The sequence below is a fragment of the Actinophytocola sp. genome (genome assembly GCF_050699915.1).
Lineage (GTDB): Bacteria > Actinomycetota > Actinomycetes > Mycobacteriales > Pseudonocardiaceae > Actinophytocola.
Genome location: NZ_JBOHGA010000133.1, coordinates 1 through 17,330, shown reverse-complemented (window position 1 = coordinate 17,330; position 17,330 = coordinate 1). Strand labels below are relative to the sequence as shown.

At 72.0% G+C, this 17,330-nt stretch carries 17 protein-coding genes; 5 read left to right on the top strand and 12 right to left on the bottom strand.

The window, feature by feature from the left end:
• Nucleotides 1-49 precede the first annotated feature (49 nt).
• Together ACRDSK_RS21735 and ACRDSK_RS21730 are read right to left on the bottom strand one after the other, a co-directional pair.
• Nucleotides 50-928 carry an LppU/SCO3897 family protein gene (locus ACRDSK_RS21735; protein ID WP_431443063.1) on the bottom strand — a complete coding sequence of 293 codons (879 nt, stop codon included), beginning with the start codon at nucleotides 926-928 and terminating at the stop codon, nucleotides 50-52.
• 171 nt (nucleotides 929-1,099) lie between these two features.
• Complete coding sequence (locus ACRDSK_RS21730; RefSeq protein ID WP_431443062.1) at nucleotides 1,100-1,864, bottom strand: LppU/SCO3897 family protein; 765 nt, start codon at nucleotides 1,862-1,864, stop codon at nucleotides 1,100-1,102.
• A 41-nt stretch (nucleotides 1,865-1,905) separates the two neighbouring features.
• Between ACRDSK_RS21730 and ACRDSK_RS21725 the strand changes: the two genes are divergently transcribed.
• On the top strand, nucleotides 1,906-3,570 hold the full coding sequence (locus ACRDSK_RS21725) for a DNA repair helicase XPB (protein WP_431443061.1): 1,665 nt from the start codon (nucleotides 1,906-1,908) through the stop codon (nucleotides 3,568-3,570).
• A 394-nt stretch (nucleotides 3,571-3,964) separates the two neighbouring features.
• Here the strand turns inward: ACRDSK_RS21725 and ACRDSK_RS21720 are convergent, their stop codons facing one another.
• From ACRDSK_RS21720 to ACRDSK_RS21690, 7 genes are all read right to left on the bottom strand, one after another.
• The gene (locus tag ACRDSK_RS21720; RefSeq protein ID WP_431443060.1) at nucleotides 3,965-4,405 is read right to left on the bottom strand and encodes a PPOX class F420-dependent oxidoreductase; all 441 of its coding nucleotides are present in this window, start codon (nucleotides 4,403-4,405) and stop codon (nucleotides 3,965-3,967) included.
• Nucleotides 4,405-5,217: a serine hydrolase domain-containing protein gene (locus ACRDSK_RS21715; RefSeq protein ID WP_431443059.1), complete on the bottom strand. Its 813-nt coding sequence runs from the start codon at nucleotides 5,215-5,217 to the stop codon at nucleotides 4,405-4,407. Before ACRDSK_RS21715 ends, ACRDSK_RS21720 begins: the two co-directional genes overlap by 1 nt.
• A 10-nt stretch (nucleotides 5,218-5,227) precedes the next feature.
• The gene (locus ACRDSK_RS21710) at nucleotides 5,228-6,337 is read right to left on the bottom strand and encodes a CapA family protein (protein WP_431443058.1); all 1,110 of its coding nucleotides are present in this window, start codon (nucleotides 6,335-6,337) and stop codon (nucleotides 5,228-5,230) included.
• Between the two features lie 79 nt (nucleotides 6,338-6,416).
• On the bottom strand, nucleotides 6,417-7,226 hold the full coding sequence (locus ACRDSK_RS21705; protein ID WP_431443057.1) for an SRPBCC family protein: 810 nt from the start codon (nucleotides 7,224-7,226) through the stop codon (nucleotides 6,417-6,419).
• Nucleotides 7,227-7,373: 147 nt separating this feature from the next.
• Complete coding sequence (locus ACRDSK_RS21700; RefSeq protein ID WP_431443056.1) at nucleotides 7,374-8,228, bottom strand: FAD binding domain-containing protein; 855 nt, start codon at nucleotides 8,226-8,228, stop codon at nucleotides 7,374-7,376.
• Nucleotides 8,225-10,669 (bottom strand): xanthine dehydrogenase family protein molybdopterin-binding subunit, encoded by a 2,445-nt coding sequence (locus tag ACRDSK_RS21695; RefSeq protein WP_431443055.1) that lies wholly within the window; start codon nucleotides 10,667-10,669, stop codon nucleotides 8,225-8,227. Before ACRDSK_RS21695 ends, ACRDSK_RS21700 begins: the two co-directional genes overlap by 4 nt.
• Nucleotides 10,669-11,193 (bottom strand): (2Fe-2S)-binding protein, encoded by a 525-nt coding sequence (locus ACRDSK_RS21690; RefSeq protein WP_431443054.1) that lies wholly within the window; start codon nucleotides 11,191-11,193, stop codon nucleotides 10,669-10,671. Before ACRDSK_RS21690 ends, ACRDSK_RS21695 begins: the two co-directional genes overlap by 1 nt.
• A 154-nt stretch (nucleotides 11,194-11,347) precedes the next feature.
• On the opposite strand from ACRDSK_RS21690, the gene ACRDSK_RS21685 reads away from it, so the two are divergent.
• Together ACRDSK_RS21685 and rarD are read left to right on the top strand one after the other, a co-directional pair.
• Nucleotides 11,348-11,917, top strand: a complete 570-nt coding sequence (locus ACRDSK_RS21685; RefSeq protein ID WP_431443053.1) for a dihydrofolate reductase family protein — start codon at nucleotides 11,348-11,350, stop codon at nucleotides 11,915-11,917.
• A 29-nt stretch (nucleotides 11,918-11,946) separates the two neighbouring features.
• A complete protein-coding gene (gene rarD, locus ACRDSK_RS21680; protein ID WP_431443052.1) occupies nucleotides 11,947-12,888 on the top strand; it encodes an EamA family transporter RarD in 942 nt (313 codons plus the stop codon).
• Here the strand turns inward: rarD and ACRDSK_RS21675 are convergent.
• Complete coding sequence (locus tag ACRDSK_RS21675) at nucleotides 12,885-13,628, bottom strand: DeoR/GlpR family DNA-binding transcription regulator (RefSeq protein WP_431443051.1); 744 nt, start codon at nucleotides 13,626-13,628, stop codon at nucleotides 12,885-12,887. The two genes, rarD and ACRDSK_RS21675, sit on opposite strands and share 4 nt — an antisense overlap.
• Before the next feature lie 48 nt (nucleotides 13,629-13,676).
• On the opposite strand from ACRDSK_RS21675, the gene ACRDSK_RS21670 reads away from it, so the two are divergent.
• Nucleotides 13,677-14,045: a DUF4406 domain-containing protein gene (locus tag ACRDSK_RS21670; protein ID WP_431443050.1), complete on the top strand. Its 369-nt coding sequence runs from the start codon at nucleotides 13,677-13,679 to the stop codon at nucleotides 14,043-14,045.
• Between the two features lie 10 nt (nucleotides 14,046-14,055).
• On the opposite strand, the gene ACRDSK_RS21665 is transcribed toward ACRDSK_RS21670, so the two are convergent.
• Nucleotides 14,056-15,174, bottom strand: coding sequence for an XdhC family protein (locus tag ACRDSK_RS21665; RefSeq protein WP_431443049.1), 1,119 nt, complete (start codon nucleotides 15,172-15,174; stop codon nucleotides 14,056-14,058).
• Entirely contained in the window at nucleotides 15,167-16,288 is a 1,122-nt protein-coding gene (locus ACRDSK_RS21660) for a vWA domain-containing protein (RefSeq protein ID WP_431443048.1), read from the bottom strand. Before ACRDSK_RS21660 ends, ACRDSK_RS21665 begins: the two co-directional genes overlap by 8 nt.
• A gap of 61 nt (nucleotides 16,289-16,349) precedes the next feature.
• On the opposite strand from ACRDSK_RS21660, the gene ACRDSK_RS21655 reads away from it, so the two are divergent.
• Complete coding sequence (locus tag ACRDSK_RS21655) at nucleotides 16,350-17,300, top strand: hypothetical protein (protein WP_431443047.1); 951 nt, start codon at nucleotides 16,350-16,352, stop codon at nucleotides 17,298-17,300.
• The last annotated feature ends 30 nt before the right edge of the window (nucleotides 17,301-17,330 follow it).

The following is a 17,330-nucleotide window of genomic DNA, read 5'->3' as shown; positions in this document are numbered from 1 at the left end:
GCTCCCGCCCGAAACCGCCGGGCGGGAGCCACCTCGATCACTCCGCGAGCTAGCTCGCCGCGGCCTTCGGCGCGGCGAGGCACAGCGTCATCTTCGGTTCCGGATAGGTGAGCGCGGCGGCGGCGTTCTCCGCACCGCACTGCTTCGCGTCCTCGCTGCCCTGGACCACCTTGGCGATCTGGAAGCTGGCCTTCGGCGAGGTGCACTCGACCCGGGTGTGGTCCTGCGTGTTCTCCTGGAAGCAGTCGCCCTGCTTGGCGTTGAGGACCAGGCAGATCTTCAGATCGCCGCTGCCGGTCTCGGTGTACTCCAGGTAGTTGTCGTTGGGGCACTTGGCCGCGACGTCGTCCCTAGTGACGGCGACCTTGTAGACCGCCTCCTTCGAGGCGCAGTCGATCTGTTCGATGTCGGCCTTGGCGGCGTCGTTGACCTTGATGCAGTCGCCGGCCTTCGCGCTGGCCGGCGCGTCCCGCTGCATCCAGAGGACCACGCCGGCGACGACCAGGGCGATCACCGCGGTGGCGACGATCCGGACGACCTTGGACGGGCGCTTCTTGGGCGTCGGCGCCGCGGGCGGGGTGGGCCCGAAGCCCTCAGCCGGCTCCTGGCCGAAGGGCTGGCCGCCGGGCGGGGTTTGCGGCGGCGGGCCGCCGAACTGACCACCGGGGCCGCCGTACTGCCCGCCCGGGCCACCGGGACCGCCCGGGCCGCCGCCGTACTGGGGCTGGCCGCCGGGCGGGCCGTACGGCTGCTGGCCGTACTGGCCGCCACCGGGAGGCGTCTGCGGCGGGCGGCCGCCGCCGGGCGGCGGGCCGTAGGGGCCGCCGGGTGGGCCGTAGGGGCCGCCCTGCGGGCCCTGGCCGCCCTGCGGGCCGCGGGGCGGGCCGCCGTAGGGGCCGGAGGGCGGCGGGGGGTTGGGCGTGTTCATGTACACCTCGCGGAGATCTGGTCTGCGCCAGCAAAGTGGGTCCGGTACGGAGGATCAGAATGTACGCGGTGCCACCGACGGCCGTGGAGGAACCGTCATTTCCCGTTCCAACAAACACCGTCCGTCATCGCACGATCGCAGTACTCAGCGAAATCAACGAAACCGCCGGCCTCACCGGATGGCGAGCCGGCAGATCGTGAGCGGCGGCCGTGGATAGGTGAGCGCGTTGGGCGCGTCGGTTTCGCCGCACCTGCCGGCGTCCTCGACGTCGGTGAAGACCTCGCCCACCCGGTAGCTCGCGTCCGGTGAGTCGCAGGGCACGCGGGTGTCCAGCTGCGCGGCCTCGTGGAAGCACTCGCCCCGGTGCGCGTTGAGCGTCAGGCACAGCAGCAGGCCGCTCTCCTCGGTGTAGGACACGTAGTTGCGGCCCGGACAACCGGCGCCGCCGCCCTCCTCGCGGAGACCGACCCGGTAGACGGCGCGCGGGTCGGCGCAGTCGACCGTCGCGACGTCCGTGTCGGTCACGCTCACGTCCTCGACCTCGACGCACTCGCCGACCGCGGCGTCGGTGCCCGCGCCCGGCTTCGGCGCACCGTCCTGGGTGGCCGGGTCGGACGCCGGTTCGGACGCCGGCGTCCGGGTCGCCGTCGGCGATCCGCCGGCTGCGGGCTCGTTCTCGTCGTTCGTGAGCACCAGCAGCCCGGCGCCGACGAGGACGAGCGCGAGCACCGCGACGATGCCGGTGGCGACGGCGGTCCCGCCGTGCGGCCGCTGGTGCCGGCCGGAATGCGCGCGGCCCGGTGGTTGTTGCGCAGAGGACCGGTGCTGGCCGTACCGTTGCAGGCCGGAGAGCGGTCGCAGCCGGTGTGTCGGCTGCTCGCCGTGTCCGCCCGGCTGTCGGCCGTGAGGCCGGGGCCGGCGCGGCGGCATTGTCATGCCGGCAATCTAGACGAATCCGACGAGGGGGAGCGCGAGACGTGACCGATGGCCCGCTGATCGTGCAGTCCGACAAGACACTTCTGCTCGAGGTCGACCATCCCAACGCGAACGACGCGCGGATGGCCGTGGCACCGTTCGCGGAGCTGGAACGCGCGCCCGAGCACATACACACCTATCGAGTGACGCCGTTGGCTCTGTGGAACGCGCGGGCCGCGGGGCACGACGCCGAGCAGGTGGTCGACGCGCTCACCCGGTTCTCCCGTTACCCGGTGCCGCAGCCGCTGCTGATCGACATCGTGGACACGATGGGCCGGTTCGGCCGGCTGCAGCTGCAGAACCACCCCGCGCACGGGCTCACGATGTCCACAATCGACCGTGCGGTGCTCGAAGAGGTGTTGCGGCACAAGAAGATCGCGCCGATGCTCGGCGAGCGGATCGACGATGACACCGTCGTCGTGCACCCCAGCGAGCGCGGCCGGCTCAAGCAGATCCTGCTGAAGGTCGGCTGGCCGGCCGAGGACTTCGCCGGGTACGTCGACGGCGAGCATCACCCGATCGAGTTGCACGAGGAGGGTTGGCAGCTGCGCGACTACCAGCGCCAGGCGGCCGACACGTTCTGGGCCGGCGGGTCCGGTGTGGTCGTGCTCCCGTGTGGCGCCGGCAAGACGCTCGTCGGCGCGGCCGCGATGGCCCAGGCGAAGGCGACCACGCTGATCCTCGTGACCAACACGGTCGCCGGGCGGCAGTGGAAGCGCGAGCTGGTGGCCCGCACCTCGCTGACCGAGGACGAGATCGGCGAGTACTCGGGCGAGCGCAAGGAGATCCGGCCGGTCACGATCGCCACGTACCAGGTGATGACGCGCAAGTCGAAGGGCGAGTACCGCCACCTGGAGCTGTTCGACTCCCGCGACTGGGGCCTGGTCGTCTACGACGAGGTGCACCTGCTGCCGGCGCCGGTCTTCCGGATGACGGCCGACCTGCAGTCCCGCCGGCGCCTGGGGCTGACCGCGACACTGGTCCGAGAGGACGGTCGCGAGGGCGATGTGTTCAGCCTGATCGGCCCGAAGCGCTACGACGTGCCGTGGCGCGACATCGAGGCGCAGGGCTGGATCGCGCCGGCGGAGTGCGTCGAGGTTCGAGTGACGCTGACCGACAACGAGCGTCTCGCGTACGCGACCGCGGAGCCGGAGGAGCGGTACCGGCTGTGCTCGACGGTGGAGACGAAGCTGCCGGTGGTACGCAAGATCCTCGACCGCCATCCGGGTGAGCCGGCCCTGGTGATCGGCGCGTACCTGGACCAGCTGGAGGACCTGGGCGCCGCGCTCGACGCGCCCATCGTGCAGGGCTCGACGCGCAACGCCGAGCGCGAGCGGCTCTACGACGAGTTCCGCCGCGGCGAGCTGCCCACGCTCGTGGTGTCCAAAGTGGCCAACTTCTCCATCGACCTACCCGACGCGACGGTGGCCGTGCAGGTGTCGGGCACGTTCGGCTCGCGGCAGGAGGAGGCGCAACGGCTCGGCCGCCTGCTGCGACCCAAGGACGACGGCCGGCAGGCGCACTTCTACTCGGTGGTCTCGCGGGACACGTTGGACACCGACTACGCCGCGCACCGGCAACGCTTCCTGGCCGAACAGGGCTACGCGTACACAATCCGCGACGCCGACGACTTCCTAGGCCCCGCACTCCCGGAAATCACGGGCTAGCAAGAGCACCCCAGAAGCTCACCTCAAACGCGCTAGCTCGAGCGACAAGGGTCGGGGCCGTCGGCGGGTGATTGCGGGCAGGGCGCCAGCCCTGCCCGCGGTTTCCTGCCCGCAGGGCGACGGAGGCTCGCGGCTCAAGGGTTGAGCGAAGCGAAATCGGCGAAGCCGACGGCCGAAGGCCGCCCTTGAACCGTGAGTCGGAGCCCGTAAAATCCGCAGACGGCCCCGACCCCCGGGAGCGAAGGGTCGGACCCTCCACTCCCGAACCCCAAGCGCCAAATCCCCTGCAAGAGGTCAACTTTCCAAGATCACCGCTGGCCTCCGGCCCCCGAAATCCACGATACCGGCGCCCACCGACGAACAGGACCACAGCGGAGAGCCCTGTGGACAACCGTCAGTCGGCGATGTTCGCCTCCGCGACCACCTTGGTGATCTCGGCGACGATCAGCAGCTCGCCGGGCACGGCGTTGCGGCGGCCGAACTCCTCGCCGCGCTTCTCCCCCATGTACCGCGCGCCGATCCGGACCGACCAGGGCAGCGACTCCGAAGGCGAGTCGATGATCGTCGCCGTCGCGTAGAACATCACGTACGAGAACGGCGGCTCGTCGAGGTCCACGCACATCGCGAACCGCGGGTCGCGGCGCAAGGCCTTGCCCTTCACCGTGTTCTCGCCCGTGTTGAACACCAGCCGGTCGACGCCGTCCGCCGTGTCGATCACGAACCACACCGGGGCCACGTGCGGCGAGCCGTCCGCGCGGACGACCGCGAGCTTGCCCGTCCGCGTCCCGTGCCCGACGAACTCCAGCCACTCGTCACGTTCCATGCGGTGGGACATCAGGCCACCTCCGCGAGCACGGCGTCGGTGAACGCCGGCCACGTGTCCATCGCCCACTGGCCGAACGCGCGGTCCGACAGCGCCGCGCAGGCCACCCGCGCCTCCGGGTCCACCCACAGGAACGTGCCCGACTGTCCGAAGTGGCCGAACGTGCGCGGCGAGCTGTTCTTCCCCGTCCAGTGCGGACTCTTGTGGTCACGCAGCTCGAACCCCAACCCCCAGTCGTTCTCCTTCTGGTACCCGAAACCCGGCAGCACGCCGGCCAGGCCCGGGAACGCCACCGTGACCGCCTCGGTCAGCGTCTGCGGCGAGACGAGCGTCGGGGACAGCAGCTCGGCCGCGAACAGCACCAGGTCGTCGCACGTGGACACCGCGCCGGCGCCGGCCGTGCCGGCCAGCCGCGAGGAGGTCATGCCGAGCGGCTCGAGCACCGCCTCGGTGAGGTACTCCGCGAACGGGATGCCGGACGCCTCGTGCACGGTGTCGGCCAGCACCTCGAACCCGGCGTTCGAGTACAGCCGCCGGGTGCCCGGCTGCGCCACGGCCTTGTGCTCGTCGAACGCCAGCCCGGACGTGTGCGCGATCAGGTGGCGCACCGTCGACCCCTCCGGCCCGGCCGGGTGGTCCCACTCGACGGCGCCCTCCTCGACCGCGATCAACGTCGCGTACGCGGTCAGCAGCTTCGTCACCGACGCCAGCCTGAACTCCCGCGTCCCCGGGCCCTCCGCGGCCAGCACCGCGCCGCCGGAACCCACGACCGCCGCGGCCGCGTGGTCCACCGGCCAGTCGGCCACCGCACGCACACTCTCCATGCGGACGACGTTACTCACCGGGTCGCGAGAGCCCGTTCTCGGCGGCACCCAACGAGAGGACCGCCTTGTCGGTGCGCACGATCGCCTGCGCGCGCCGCTTCGGCTCGACGCTGGTGTCGGTGGTCAGGTTGCGCAGCCGGATCGGCGGGCCGAGGTCCACCAGCGTCGGCACGTACTCGGCCTTCTCGACGAACCAGCCGTTGGTTCCGCGGCTGAACGTGAAGCGGGCCATGACGCCTTCCTCCGTCGTGCCGCGCGGGTCCTCGTGCCGGGCGATCTGGTTGCCGAGCCCGTAGGCGACCCACTTGTTGTTGATCTTCTCGAAGGGCTGCACGACGTGCGCGTGGTGCCCGACGATCAGGTCGATCGCCGGGTCGGCGAGCAGCCGGCGCGCGGTCTGGCGCTGGAACGGCGTCGGCGCGGACTGGTCCTCGTTGCCCCAGTGCAGGCTCGCGATCACGATCTGGGCGCCGGCCTCGCGTGCGGCGCGGGCGTCGGCCAGGATCTCGTCGACGTCCAGCAGGTTGCCCATCCAGGGCTCGGGCGGCTCGGTGCCCACGTTGTACGCGAACGTGTAGGAGACCTGCCCGACCTTCACGCCGCCGACGTCGCTCACCAGCGGCGTGTTCGACTCCTTCTGCGTGCGCGCCGAGCCGGTGTGCCCGATGCCGGCCGAGTCCAGCTGCTTCAGGGTGGTCGCCGAGCCCTCGGCGCCCTGGTCGAACGTGTGGTTCGAGGCCGTGGAGCACGTGTCGTAGCCGGTCGCGGCGAGGCCGGTGGCGACCTCGGGCGGCGCGGAGAAGGTCGGGAAGCCCGAGAAGGGCCCCTTCTTGTCGGCCAGCGGCACCTCGAGATGGCAGATCGCGAGGTCGGCCTGCTCGACCGCGGCCCGGACGCCGCCGAACATGTCGGTGTAGTCGCGCGAGCCGTCGCCGTCCTTGGTCGCCTGCTCGGTGAGGGCCGGGTGGACCAGCACGTCGCCGGTCGCGAGCACGGAGAACGAGGCGCCGGCGGGCGCCGCCGACGACGCGGGCTTGTCCGGGGTCGGCGGGGTTTCGGGCTCGGGAATGGTGATACCGCCGCTCGACGACTCCGAGCAGCCGGCAAGGAGCACTGACACTCCGCACAGGATCGGCAACCAACGGCGCACGCGCGCATTCTTTCGGGGCACGTGTCCGTGTTTCAAGAGCCGATCGTCGTCAACCGCGGCGGCGGAGCAGTCGGATGACCGCCACCAGGACCACCAGCACCGCGACCAACGGCACCACCCGCTTCACGACGGACGGTCCGGCGTAGGCCAACAGGTCTATCGGTTCGGACTCCGGCTGCCCCTCCGGCTCCTGCTGGACCGCCGCGAGCCTGGGCTTCGCCGGTTCGCTCTGCGTGACCGGCGGGGCCGTCCTCGCTACCGTGCGTCCCGCGTTGGCACCGGCGGCGACCGCCTCGGCTCGCCCGGACTCCACGACGGCCAGCTTCGGCTCCTTCGCCGCGGCCTTGCTCGCCGCCTTCCGCGTGGACTTCGGCGTGGACTTCGGCGCCTCGGCCGGCGGCGGCTCGGCGTCCTGCGCCGGGGCGAGCTTGCTGGCGAGGCAGGTGGCGAACGAGTCCAGGATCTTGCCGCCCACCTCCGAGATCAGCCCGCGGCCGAACTGGGCCGGCTTGCCGGTGATCGACAGGTCGGTGTCGACCGAGCCGGCGGTCTTCTCACCCTCCGCGCGCAGCGTCACGGTGACCGTGGCCGACGCGGTGCCGTTGCCCCGGGTGTCCTTGCCCGCCGCCTTGATCACGACCTTGCGGGCCGCCTCGTCCTTCTCCAGGAACTCGCCGGACCCCTTGTACTGCAAGGAGATCGGCCCGACCTTGACCTTCACCGTGCCCTTGAACGAGTCCCCCTCGACCTCGCTGAGGCTCGCGCCCGGCATGCAGGGCGCGACGCGTTCGGGGTCCAGCACCGCCGCCCACACGGTGTCCAGGTCGGCCGGCACGGTGAAAGAGTGCTCGAGCTTCACGACTCTTCGCCTCCCTTGCGAAAGTCAACGGCCCCGGGCGACGGGACTCCGTCACCCGGGGCCGTGGGACCGAGTCCAATTCGAAACAGGTGCGCTTGGCCAAGACTAGGCTCCGAGCCGGAGTGTTTCGAATTGAACTCGTCCAGACTAGGCGCCGACAGCCGCCGACACCGCCCGGCCGGTGAGGACCCGGGCCAGGTGCTGGCGGTACTCCGCGTCGGCGTTGCCGTCGGCGGTCGGGCTCGTGCCCTCCGCCGCGTGCTCGGCGGCCGCGTTGATGGCCTCGGCCGTGGCCGGCTGCCCGACCAGGGCCTGCTCGACGCCGGTCGCCCGGACGGGAGTCGAGCCCATGTTCGCGAGCCCGACCCGTGCCTCGGCGATCGAGTCGCCGTCGACGCGCAGCGTCGCCGCCACCGCGACGATCGGCCACGCCTGGGCCACCCGGTTGAACTTCTCGTAGTGCGCGTGCCAGCCCGTGTGCTTGGGCACCCGGATCTCGCAGAGGATCTCGTTCGGCTCCAGCGCGGTCGTGAAGAGGTCCACGAAGAACTCCGCGGCCGGGACCGTGCGGCGCCCACCCGGACCGGCGATCACCATCTCCGAGTCCAGCGCGAGCGCCGCCGCCGGCAGGTCGGCCGCCGGGTCGGCGTGCGCGAGCGAGCCGCCGAACGTGCCGCGATGGCGGATCTGCGGGTCGGCCACGGTGCCGGTCGTCTCGGCCAGCAATGCGGCGTGCTCGGCGACCAGCGCGTCGTGCAGCACGTCGTAGTGCGTGGTCATGGCGCCGATCACGATGGCGTCGCCGTCCTCGCGGACCCCGCGCAGCTCACTCACCTTGGCGAGGTCGATCAGCACGGGCGGTGTGGCGAGCCGCATCCGCAGCACCGGCAGCAGGCTCTGCCCACCGGCCAGCACCTTCGCGTCCTCGCCCGCGGTGGCGAGCGCGGCGATCGCATCGTCCACAGTGGTCGGTGCGACGTAGTCGAACGCGGCGGGGATCACTGGGCACCTCCGGAGGTGTCGATGGAACCGAGGCCGCCGCCGGCCTCGCTGCCGAGCCCGCCCGCGTCGGACTGGCCGGTGCGGATCGCCTGCCACACGCGCATCGGCGTGCACGGCATCTGGATGTCGGACACGCCGAAGTGGCGCACCGCGTCGACGATCGCGTTGACCACCGCCGGGGTCGAGGCGATCGTGCCGGCCTCGCCGACACCCTTGACGCCCAGCCGGTTCGTGGTGGAAGGGCTCTCCGTCCGGTCGGTGACGAAGGACGGCAGGTCGGCCGCCGAGGGCACCAGGTAGTCGGCCAGCGTGCCCGTGGTCAGCGTGCCGGACTCGTCGTGGACCGCCTCCTCGAACAGGGCCTGCGCGATGCCCTGCGCGAGCCCGCCGTGCACCTGACCCTCGACGATCAGCGGGTTGATCACCTTGCCGATGTCGTCGACGCAGACGTACGAGCGGATCGTGACCCGGCCGGTCTCCGTGTCCACCTCGGTCGCGCACAGGTGCGTGCCGTGCGGGAAGGAGAAGTTCTCCGGGTCGAACGTGGCCTCGGAGTCCAGGTTCGGCTCGACGCCGTCCGGCAGGTCGTGCGCGGCGAACACGGCGAGCGCGACGTCCTGGATGGACACCGACTTCGCCTCCGCTCCCGCGCCCTTCACGCGGAACACGCCGTCGGCGAACTCGACGTCGCCCTCGCCGGCCTCGAGCATGTGCGCGGCCACCTTCGCGGCCTTCTCCTTCACCTTGTCCGCGGCCTGGACGACCGCCATGGCGCCGACGGTCAGCGACCGCGAGCCGTAGGTGTCCATGCCCTTGTGCGAGGACTGGGTGTCGCCGTGGAGCACCTCGACGTCCTCGAACGGCACGCCGAGCTGGTCGGCCACGATCTGGCTCCACGCCGTCTCGTGGCCCTGGCCGTGCGGCGAGGAACCCGTGACGACCTCGACCTTGCCGGTCGGCAGCATGCGGATCGCCGCGTGCTCCCAGCCGCCCGCCCCGTAGGACAGCGAGCCGAGCACCCGCGACGGCGCGAGCCCGCACATCTCGGTGAACGTCGAGATGCCGATGCCCAGCTGCACGGAGTCGTTGCGCTCGCGGCGCTCCCGCTGCTCGGTGCGCAGCGCGTCGTAGCCGAAGAGCTCCTTGGCCTTCGCCGTCGCGGCCTCGTAGTTGCCCGAGTCGTACACCAGGCCGCAGACCGTGGTGAACGGGAACTCCTCGTGCTTGATCCAGTTCTTCTCCCGGACCGCCATCGGGTCCATGCCGAGCTCGACGGCCAGCTCGTCCATCAGCCGCTCGATCGCGTACGTCGCCTCCGGGCGGCCCGCGCCGCGGTAGGCGTCGGTCGGCGTCTTGTTCGTGAACACGTTGGTGCACACGAACCGGTAGGCCGGGAACTTGTAGATCGCGTTGTACATGAACGCGCCGAGGATCGGGATGCCCGGCGAGACCAGGCGCAGGTACGCGCCCATGTCCGCGAGCAGCTCGACCTTCAGGCCGGTGACCGTGCCGTCCCGCTTCGCCGACATCGTCAGCTTCTGGATCTGGTCGCGGCCGTGGTGCGCCGCGAGGATGCTCTCGCTGCGCGTCTCGGTGTACTTCACCGGCTTGCCGACCCGCCGCGCGGTCAGGAAGACGAGGATCTCCTCCGGCGTGACCTGCAGCTTACCGCCGAACCCGCCGCCGACGTCCGGCGCGATCACGCGGACCTTGTGCTCGGGGACGGACAGCGTCATCGCGAGCATCAGCCGCAGGATGTGCGGGATCTGGGTGGCCGACCACATCGTGTACTGATCGCCGGTCGGGTCGACGACCACCGAGCGGGGCTCCATGAACGCCGGGATCAGCCGCTGCTGGCGGTAGGTCCGCTCGATCAGCACCTCGGCCCCGGAGATCGCCTGCTCGACGTCACCGCCGGAGCCGGCCTCGGCGGAGTCGAAGACCCAGGTGGCGCTGGAGTTCGTGCCCAGGTCCTCGTGCACGAGGTCGGCGCCGTCGGCGACCGCGGCCGCCATGTCCAGCACCACGGGCAGCTCGTCGTAGTCCGGGTCGATCGCCTCGAGCGCGTCGGCGGCCTCGTAGGCGCTGCGGGCCACGACGATCGCGACCGCCTCACCCGCGAAGTTGACCTGGTCGACGGCGATGGCCGGCGCGGCCGGGGCCTTCATGTCCTCGGTGATCGGCCACGCGCAGGGCAGGCTGCCCTGCTCGTCGGCGAAGTCGCGCCCGGTGAACACGGCGAGCACGCCGGGCATCTCCTTGGCGGCGGCCGTGTCGATGCTCGTGATCCGGGCGTGCGCGTGGGGGCTGCGCAGGATCGCCATGTGCAACAGGCCGGGCAGCGTCAGGTTGTCCGTCCACCGGGTGCGGCCGGCGATCAGTCGCGCGTCCTCCTTGCGGCGGCGGGACTTGCCGACCTCGGGTTCGATGGTCGCGGTCATCAGTTCCCGCCTCCCACCGGCTGGTTCGCGCCGGTGACGCGTTCCGCCTCTGGCCCGGCACCGCCCTTCATGTGGCCGGCCGCGTCGCGCACGGCGCGGACGATGTTCTGGTAGCCCGTGCAGCGGCAGAGGTTGCCCTCGAGGCCCTCGCGCACGGCCTTCTCGTCGGGGTCGGGGTTGTCGGCCAGCAGGTCGATCGACTGCATGATCATGCCCGGGGTGCAGAAGCCGCACTGCAGGGCGTGGTTCTCGTGGAACGCCTGCTGGACCGGGTGGAGCCGGCCGTCCCGGGCGAGCCCCTCGATCGTGGTCACCTCGCAGCCGTCGGCCTGGACCGCGAGGACCGAGCAGGACTTCACGCTGTGCCCGTCGAGATGCACGGTGCACGCACCGCAGTTGCTGGTGTCGCATCCCACGACGGTGCCGACCTTGCCGAGTCGTTCGCGTAGATAGTGCACGAGCAGTTGGCGTGACTCGACCTCGTCGGTGTACTTGGTTCCGTCAACGGTCACGGTGATGCGCATGGGGCCTCCAATACGACACAGACGGCCTCGGTTGGTCGGTTCGGGAAGATCGCGTGAGCACGCTCACACTCCGTAGAAGCCTGCCCCCGATGATCCGACGGGACAAGTCCAGGCGTGAAAATGTGGATCTGTGCGCGAAACTGGAAGGAGCGCCGTGCGGAAGCTGACGTACCTGATCGCCATGTCGGTCGACGGGTTCATCGCCGGGCCACGCGGGGAGTACGACATCTACCCCACTCCGGAGGGCTATCTGCGGCACCTGTGCACGGAGTTCCCGGAGACGCTCCCGTCGCACATCCGGCCCCACCTCGGCATCGCCGACGCCCCGAACAAGCACTTCGACACGGTGATCCAGGGCCGGACGACCTACCAGCCGGCCCTCGACGCCGGCGTCCCCAGCCCGTACGCGCACCTGCGCCAGCTCGTCGTGTCCTCGACCCTGAGCTCACCCGATCCAGCGGTGGAGATCGTCGCCGGCGACCCGGTGGCACGGGTCCGCGAGCTCAAGGCCGAGGAGGGGCTCGGCATCTACCTCGCCGGCGGCGCGCGGCTCGCGGGTGCGCTGTACGAGGAGATCGACGAGGTGGTCGTGAAGCAGTACCCGATCATGCTCGGCACCGGCATCCCGATGATCAGCGGCGAGTTCGGCCTCCGGTCGCTGCGGCGCACCGACGTCACCACGTTCGACAGCGGGCATGTGATCCTGCGCTACGTGCGGGCCTGAGGTCGTTCGCTTCGCTTACGATCGGTGGCGTGGTCTCCTCCGCGACCCGCCCGCGCCCGGACACCTATCCCGAGTACCGGCGCGGCGTACTGCTCGGCGCCACGGCGTACGGGCTGTGGGGCCTGTTCCCGCTGTTCTGGACGCTGCTGAGCGCGTCCGGCGCGCTGGAGACGCTGGCGCACCGGATGGTGTGGTCGCTGGCCGTGGTGCTGCTCGTGCTGTGGTGGACGGGCCGGTTCGGCTCGGTGCGGGCCGTGCTCGCCTCGCGGCGCCGGCTCGGGCTGCTGGCGGTCGCGGCGGTGCTGATCTCGTTCAACTGGGGCGCCTACATCTGGGGCGTGACCAACGGGCGCGTGGTGGAGACCGCGCTCGGGTACTTCACCGGGCCGCTGGTGTCGGTGCTGATGGGCGTGCTGCTGCTGGGCGAGCGGCTGCGGGTCGGGCAGTGGTTGGCGGTCGGGCTGGGCGCGATCGCGGTCGGGGTGCTGGCCGTCGGGTACGGGCAGGTGCCGTGGGTGGCGCTGGTGCTGGCGTTCAGCTTCTCGACGTACGGGCTGGTGAAGAAGCTCGCCGGGGTGCCGGCCGTGGAGTCGGTCGGGATCGAGGCCGGGTTCACGCTCGTGCCGGCGCTGGCGTACATCGCGTTCCTGGAGGCGACCGGCTCGGGGTCGTTCGTGTCGCTCGGCGTGGGCCACACGCTGCTGCTGGTCGCCGGCGGGCTGGTGTCGACGCTGCCGCTGCTCGCGTTCGGCGGCGCGGCGGTGCGGATCCCGCTGTCGATGATCGGGCTGCTGCAGTATCTGGCGCCGGTGCTGCAGTTCGCGTTCGGGGTGCTCGTGTTCCACGAGCTGATGCCGCCGGAGCGCTGGCTGGGCTTCGCGATCGTGTGGCTGGGCCTGGTGATCCTGACGGTCGACGGCATGCGCGCGTCCCGGACGCCTCGCGCGCTGGAGGCCCCCGCGCCCACCTAGGCGTGGATGACGTCAGCCAGCCGCTGGACCGTCGGGTCGTCGGCCGGGGCGTCGGTGATGATCCCGGCGACCTCCGCGAGCGGGAGCACCTCGAACGGTGACGCGGCGCCGATCTTCTCCGCGCTCGCCAGCACGTAGGTGTCCGCCGCGCGCCGGGCGAGCAGCCGCTTCATGGCGGCCTCGTCCGCGTCGCCGGTGGTCAGGCCGGCCTCGGGGTGCACGCCGGTGACGCCGAGGAAGAACTGCTCTGCGCTGACCCGCTCCGCCGCCTCGGCCGCCGCCGCACCCGAGGTGACCGCCGAGTGCTTGAACAGCCGACCGCCGATGACGAACACGTCGACGGCCGGGTGCTCGACCAGCGCGGCCGCGACCGTCGGGCTGTGCGTCACGACCGTGGCGGCGAGGTCCGCGGGCAAGGCTCTCGCCAGCGCGAGGGCCGTCGTGCCGCCGTCGAGGATCACCGTGGTGCCCGGCCGGACAAGGCTCGCCGCACGCGCCGCGACCGCCGCCTTGCCCTCGGGGCGGACCGTCGTGCGGGTGGCGTAGTCCGCGATCGCCGGCGAGACCGGCAGCGCGCCGCCGTAGACCCGCTGACACAGGCCGGCCGCGGCGAGGTCGCGAAGGTCGCGGCGGACCGAGTCCTCGGAGAGCCCCAGCTCGGCGGCCACGTCCTTGGCCACGACCTTCCCGTCGCGCGCCAGACGAGCGAGCAGCAGGTCCCGACGCTCAGCGGCAAGCATGCACGTTTCTCCTTGTTTCTGCACAGTCTTGCACGTTATGGTCTGGTCATGCAGAAACCGCTGCTGATTCTCGTCGCCGGCCCGTACCGCTCCGGCACCGGCGACGACCCCGAGCTCCTCGCGCGCAACCTCGCCCGGCTGGAGGAGGCGGCGTGGCCGATCTTCCGGGCCGGCCACCTCCCGATGATCGGCGAGTGGGTGGCGCTGCCGGTGCTGCGCGGCGCGGGCGGCGACTCGGTGACCGACCCGGTCGCGAAGCGGATCATGTACCCGACCGCGGAACGTCTGCTGGCGCACTGCGACGCGGTCCTGCGACTGCCAGGCGAGTCGACGGGCGCGGACCAGGACGTGGCCATCGCGACCGAGCGGGGGCTGCCGGTGTACTACCGACTCGCCGACATCCCCGCTGTGGGTTAGCCCGCCGGGGTCAGGGTTCGCGGTGGATGCGGCCGCTCGCCTCGGTCAGGCGGCTGCCCGCGCCGCCCCAGCGGAGCGAGATGATCTCCGCGGCGATCGAGACCGCCGTCTCCTCCGGGGTGCGCGCGCCCAGGTCCAGGCCGATCGGCGACGCCAGCCGGGCCAGCTCCTCCGCCGACAGGCCCGCCTCGCGCAGCCGCGTCATGCGGTCCTCGTGCGTGCGGCGCGAGCCCATCGCACCCACGTAGCCGACGTCGCTGCGCAGGGCGACCTCCAGCACGGGCACGTCGAACTTCGGGTCGTGGGTCAGCACCGCGACCACCGTGCGCCCGTCGAGCCGACCCGCCTCCACCTCGGCCGCCAGGTACCGGTGCGGCCAGTCGACGACGACCTCGTCGGCGTGCGGGAAGCGGCTCTTCGTCGCGAACACCGGCCGCGCGTCGCACACCGTCACCCGGTAGCCGAGGAACGAGCCGAGCCGGGCCATCGCGGCGGCGAAGTCGATCGCGCCGAAGACCAGCAGCCGGGGCGGCGGCTCGAACGAGCTCACGAACACCGACATGCCCTCGCCGCGCCGCTCGCCCTCGACGCCGTAGTGCAGCGTTCCGGTCCGGCCGCTCGCCAGCATGCCGCGCGCGTCGTCGGCCACCGCGTCGTTGATCCGGGCCGTGCCCAGGTCGCCGGCGGTCCGCCCGGGCCAGACCACCAGGCGCCGGCCCAGCCGCCCCGGCTCGGGGTGGGCGACGACCGTGGCCAGCGCGACCGGCTCCTCCCCCTCGATCGACTTGGCCAGCTCCGCGAACTCCGGGAAGTCGGCCGGCGTGATCCGCTCGGTGTAGATGTCGATGATCCCGCCGCAGGTCAGGCCCACGGCGAACGCGTCGTCGTCGCTCACGCCGTAGCGCGCCAGGACCGGCTCGCCGTCCTCGAGGACCTGTTGGCCCTGCTCGTAGACCGCGCCCTCCACGCACCCGCCCGAGACGCTGCCCGACACCGTCCCGTCCGGTGCGACCAGCATCGCGGCCCCGGGCGCGCGGGGCGCCGAGGAGAACGTCGCCACCACGGTCCCGAGCGCGGTCGGCTCGCCGGCGGAGTAGCGGCGCAGCAGCTCGTCCAGCACGTCACGCACGGCGTACCTCCATCAACAGTTCATCGAGCGTAGCCAGGCTGTGCCCGGCGAGCAGCAGGTCCAGGTGCGGCAGCGCGGCCGCGATGCCGGACTGGACCGGCTCGTAGCCGTCCCGGCCGGCGTGCGGGTTGACCCACAGCACCGCGTGCGCGAGCCGGCGCAGCCGGGCCAGCTGCTCGCCCAACAACGTCGAGTCGCCGCGCTCCCAGCCGTCGGAGAAGAGAACGACCACGGCGCGGCGGGCCATTCCCCGCTGGCCCCACCGGTCGAGGAACGCCCGCAGCGTCTCCCCCAGCCGGGTGCCGCCGGCGAAGTCGGGCACCGCGCGCGAGGCCGCGGACAGCGCCTCCTGCGGGTCGCGGGCGCGCAGCTGACGGGACAGCCGGGTCAGCCGCGTGCCCGCGGTGAACACCTCGGTGGTGGCGGGCGCCACGCGAGTCACCGCGTGCGCGAACCGCAGCAGCGCGTCGGCGTAGGGAGTCATCGAGCCGGACACGTCGATCAGCAGCACGACCCGTCGCGGCCGGCGCGAGCGGTTGCGGTAGGCCAGCCGGATCGGTTCGCCGCCCGCGGCCCGCATGGTGCGCAGGACCTTGGGCACGTCCAGCCGGCCCGACCGCATCGGCCGCAGCCGCATCGAGCGGCGCAGCGGCGGGTCCAGCCGCAGCGTTGCGATCAGCTCGCGCAGGTGCTCGCGCTCCGCCGCGGTCAGTGCCGAGATGTCCCGGTGCCGCAGCACCTCGGTGTCGCTCGCCGCGACCTTCAGGTCCTCGGTCTCCCGCTCGCCCGGCGTGCCGGCCGCGGACACGTCGGTCAGCGCGGCCATCATTGCTCGGCGCGGCCGCGGCGGGCCGGTCGGCCGACGCCGGCGCGGCTGCTCGGCGGTGAACCAGGCGGCGAACGCCTCGTCGTAGCGGGGCAGGTCGTCCGGCTCGGCGCACAGGGTCAGCCGGCCCGCCCAGTACAGCTGGTCCGGGTCGGCCACGTTCACGGCCCGCACGGCGCCCAGGTACGCCTGCACCCGGTGGGCGTCGGCGGGCAGGCCCGCCTCCCGCAGCGCGGCCGCGAAGCCGACCAGACCCGGCAGCGGGTCCAGCGTTTCCGACGATTGCACCCTTTTATTGTTACTCGTTCAACGAGTTACTTTCAGGAGTCACCTCAAGCACGGACGGCAGATGCCCGACGACCACGCGATGCTCACCGAGGAGCTCAAGCGGCTGCGCAAGGGCCGCGGCGTCCACGCGCCCAACATCGCCCAGCGGGCGGGGCCGGCGCTGCGCCGGCTGTGCGGCATCCGCTCCGACGACGGCCCGGCCACCGTCCGCGACCGGCTCGCGACGACACTGCGCTCGCTGGCCGAACGGCTGCCGGACGACCTGCGCCTGGCGCTGCTCGTCCAGCTCGGCCTGCACGAGTCGGCCGACCGGCCGCAGCTCGGCGAGCGGCTGGACTGGCTCGCCGGGAAGCTCGCGCGCGACTCCCGGACCGCCCGCCGGCGTGCCGACCTGGCCTGCGAACAGCTCGCCGAGGCCGCGGGCGCGCTGCCCGCGCTGGCGCCGGAGCCCGGCGAAGGCTGGTACGTGCGGCGGTTCACCGCGCTGGTGCGGCTGGACGGGCCCGCCCCCGAGGTGACCGAGACCCGCACGATCGTCGCCACCCGGGACGGGGTCGACGAGCTGGACACCGAGTTCAGCCTGCCGCGCCATCCGGCCGACGAGCGCCCGACGCACGACCTGGGCGTGGCGATGCTCTACGGCGGGAAGGTCGTGCGGCGGCAGCGCCGCTCGGAGAGTCACTTCGAGTTCTCCGTCGAGCTGCCCGCCACCCTGGCCGCGGGCGAGGAACACGAGTACGCGCTGCGGCTGAAGATTCCGGACGGACAGCCGGTGCGCCAGCACTATGTCTTCATCCCGCACCGGCGGTGTGATCTGTTCGAGATGCGGCTGCGCTTCGACCCGAAACACGTGCCGCGGCGGTTGTGGCGGGTCACCGAGTCGCCCGTGCGTGTCATGGACGACGGCGAGTCCAGCGGCGAGCTGCTGCGGCCGGACGCCGCCGGGGAAATCCACGAGGTATTCCCCGGACCGCGCCAGGGACTCGCCTACGGCGTGCAGTGGAACAACTGAGCGGAAAAGAGTCGGCCGGCCGGGTTGGAC